Here is a 3,562-nt window from a genome sequence, read left to right on the forward strand (position 1 = left end):
GGTGATAATGGTGCAGCACGTTAAGTCTTAAAAAAGAACTCTCATATGTATTATATTTGATACATTTTTATGTCTACCCTGTGGGCGGCGTCAAGTGCAGCGTGAATTTTTTACAAGACGTGGGAGAGAGCAGATGGGCCAGGGAGTGAGTCAGCGTCATGGCAGCGCAGTAGGGGGAACGAAGTCGCATCGCATCTATCTGCTGCTCAAGGATGCCATCCTGAGTGGGCGGCTGTCCGCGGGCGACAAGCTGCCCGGCGAGAACAAGCTGGCCGAGCAGCATGGCGTCTCGAGGGTGACGGTACGCCGCGCCATTCAAGCGCTGGATGCGGCGGGGCTGGTGCGGCGCCAGGCCGGGGTGGGTACGGTGGTACTCGAGCAGCCGCTCGATGCCACGGTGATGACGGCCAGCGTCTCGAATCTGATGCCCAACATGCGCAAGATGAGCCAGGCCTCCCAGGTACGGCTTCTGGAGTTCGGCTACGGGCCGCCGCCTGCGCCGGTGGGCGAGCGTCTGGGCATGGCCCCGGGCAGCCGGGCACAACGCTCGGTGCGCGTGCGCATGATCGACGAGAAGCCGTTCTCTTATCTGGTGACTCACGTGCCCGAGTCCATCGCGCTGCATTACGACGAGATGGATCTGGCCAATACGCCTTTGTTCGAACTGCTCGAGCGCAGCGGCGTCAAGGTGGACCATGCTTCCCAGTCCATTTCCGCCACCCTGGCCGGCCACGAGATCGCCCAGGCGCTCGAGGTATCGGTGGGCTCTCCTCTGATCGCGCTGACCCGCGTGGTCTTCGACGAACAGGGCCGGGGCGTCGAGCATCTCGAGGCGTTCTATCGCCCCGACCGCTACCGGTTCCAGATCGACCTGGAGCGCAACGGCGACGACAGCTCGCGCTACTGGGAGCCGAGAGTCGGGAGCACACCCACCGATGGCGTGTCGTGATGCGCTCCATATGTATTAAATTTGATACAGATTTAAAAAAATAAAAAATACATTTGACCCGTCGATAACAACTGCGCTAGTTGTATGGGGTGACAGGAGAAGAGCCCTATCTCCTCGACAGGCCCAACGATACGCCAATATCAATAAAAGCGTGCCCGCAGCGGCACAGGCCGGGACAGCGAACGATGAGTACCCCGACAACGCTATTCGACAAGGTGTGGCGCGCCCACGAGGTGCACCGCAGCGAGAGCGGCCAGAGCCTTCTATGGGTCGACCGCCACTTCGTGCACGAAGGCTCCTTTCACGCCTTCAACAAGCTGGCCGAGCGTGAACTGCCCGTGGCGCGGCCCGCGCTGACCTTCGGCATCGCCGATCATTACGTGCCGACCCGGTCACGAAGCCTCGAGCAGGTCGACGATGCCAAGGTGCGCTCGATGATCGAGCAGCTCAGCGACAACACCCAGCGCCACGGCGTGACCCTTTTCGGTCTCGACGACCCGCGCCAGGGCATCGTCCACGTCATGGGGCCGGAGCAGGGGCTGACCCTGCCGGGGCTGATCATGGTCTGCGGCGACAGCCATACCGCGACCCATGGCGCCTTCGGCAGCATCGCCTTCGGCATCGGCGCCTCGGAAGTGGCCCACGTGCTGGCCACCCAGACACTCTGGCAGACCAGGCCCAAGGTGATGCGCATCACCCTCGAGGGGCGTCTTGACCCCGGCGTGACCGCCAAGGACATCGCCTTGACCTGGATCGCCCGGCTGGGCGCCGACGGCGCTCGTGGCTATGCCATCGAGTACGCCGGGGAGGCGATTCGCGCACTCTCCATGGAAGCGCGACTCACCCTTTGCAACCTCTCCATCGAAGGCGGCGGGCGCTGTGGCATGATCGCCCCGGACCAGACCACCTTCGACTACCTGAAGGATCGCCCTTATAGCCCTCGAGGCGAGGCGTTCATCGAGGCCTGTGCCTACTGGTCCACGCTTTCGAGCGACCCCGGCGCCACCTTCGATCTCGAGATCGTGATCGATGCCGCCGAGATCGTTCCGACCGTGACCTGGGGCGTCTCCCCGGAGGAGGCGCTGCCGATCGACCGCTGCGTGCCGGTACCCGACGAAAGCGACGACCGAGCCAAGGCGCGCCAGATTCGCGACAGCCTCGATTACATGGGGCTCACGCCCGGACAGAAGCTGACCGACATCGCCATCGACCGGGTCTTCATCGGGTCCTGCACCAATGCACGAATCGAGGATCTGCGCGCGGCGGCGGCGGTGTTGAGCGGGCGCAAGAGCCGGGTGCCGGGGATCGTGTCCCCGGGCTCCACCCAGGTGAAGCGCCAGGCCGAGGCCGAAGGGCTCGATCGTATCTTCGTCGAGGCGGGGCTCGAGTGGCGCCACTCGGGCTGCTCCATGTGCGTGGGAATGAACGGCGACATGGTACCCAAGGGCGAGCGCTGCGCCTCCACCACCAATCGCAACTTCAAGGGTCGCCAGGGGCCGGGCGCACGCACCCATCTGATGTCGCCGGCCATGGTGGCTGCCGCCGCCGTGGAAGGCCGGTTGAGCGACGTGCGCGCGCTGGTCGCGACGAGTCCATCCTCGGGAGACACCCCATGAAGCCCCTCGATATTCTGACCGCCCCGGGGATCGGTCTGCCCGCGGCCAACGTGGATACGGATCAACTGATTCCCGCCCGCTTCATGAAGGAGCCGCGAAGCGTGGGCTACGGGCAGTTTCTGCTGTTCGATGTGCGCAGGGATGCCCAGGGCGAACTCGATGCGGACTTCGCCCTCAACAAGCCCGGCGCCGAGCGCGCCGAAGTACTGGTGAGCCGGCGCAACTTCGGCGCGGGCTCCTCCCGGGAGGCGGCGGTCTACGCCCTGGTCGATGGCGGTTTTCGCTGCGTGATCGCCCCGAGCTTCGGCGATATCTTCGCCTCCAACGCGGTCAACAACGGCCTGCTGCCGGCGGTAGTGGAAGAGGACGACGCCGAGCGGCTGCTCGCGGTGCTGGCGGACGTTCAGGACATCAAGATCGACCTGGTCGAGCAGCGCCTTCGCGTCGCGGAAGTCGAGGTCGGGTTCAGCATCAATCCGGTATGGCGCACCAAGCTACTCAACGGCTGGGACGACATCGACATGACCCGCCAGCATCAAGGCGAGATCGACGCGTTCGCCACGCGCTACGCCGAGCGGTTTCCCTGGGCGCGGGCGCCCGGCGCCGAGCTGATCGGCAAGGGGTGAGCGACACGGCAAACGGCCCCCGGTTCCATCGACGGGTCCGTTTTCATCGATAAAAAATCACGCAAACAAGAAGCTACACAGACAAGAAGCCATACAGACAAGAAGCCATACAGACAAGAAGCCATACAGACAAGAAATGCACGCCTTTTGCGATATCACGACAACAAGCGCTTTCAAAGACAACATCGTGCAGGAGAGACCCTTCATGAAAAGAACAACCCTCACTCTCGGCGTGCTGACGGCGCTGGGCGCTACCCAGGCCTTCGCCCTCGACCAGATCACGGCGGTTCACGCCTTCCCCCCGTCGCTGATCTACACCCAGAGCTTTCTCGAGTTCGTGGACAAGGTGAACGAGCGCGGTGAAGGAGTGG

The 3,562-nt window shown here is 63.6% G+C and carries 3 protein-coding genes; all 3 read left to right on the top strand.

Annotated elements, in window-relative coordinates:
- The first annotated feature begins 133 nt into the window (after nucleotides 1-133).
- The 3 genes from BIS11_RS13165 (at nucleotide 134) to leuD (ending at nucleotide 3,191) form a co-directional block, all read left to right on the top strand.
- A complete protein-coding gene (locus BIS11_RS13165; RefSeq protein ID WP_253586232.1) occupies nucleotides 134-949 on the top strand; it encodes a GntR family transcriptional regulator in 816 nt (271 codons plus the stop codon).
- Between the two features lie 185 nt (nucleotides 950-1,134).
- Nucleotides 1,135-2,565 carry a 3-isopropylmalate dehydratase large subunit gene (gene leuC, locus BIS11_RS13170; RefSeq protein ID WP_253418780.1) on the top strand — a complete coding sequence of 477 codons (1,431 nt, stop codon included), beginning with the start codon at nucleotides 1,135-1,137 and terminating at the stop codon, nucleotides 2,563-2,565.
- Nucleotides 2,562-3,191, top strand: a complete 630-nt coding sequence (leuD, locus tag BIS11_RS13175; RefSeq protein WP_253418776.1) for a 3-isopropylmalate dehydratase small subunit — start codon at nucleotides 2,562-2,564, stop codon at nucleotides 3,189-3,191. The genes leuC and leuD overlap by 4 nt, the downstream gene beginning before the upstream one ends.
- The last annotated feature ends 371 nt before the right edge of the window (nucleotides 3,192-3,562 follow it).

Origin of the sequence: Halomonas sp. 707D4 (genome assembly GCF_024158685.1) — a bacterium.
Classification (GTDB): Bacteria; Pseudomonadota; Gammaproteobacteria; order Pseudomonadales; family Halomonadaceae; genus Vreelandella.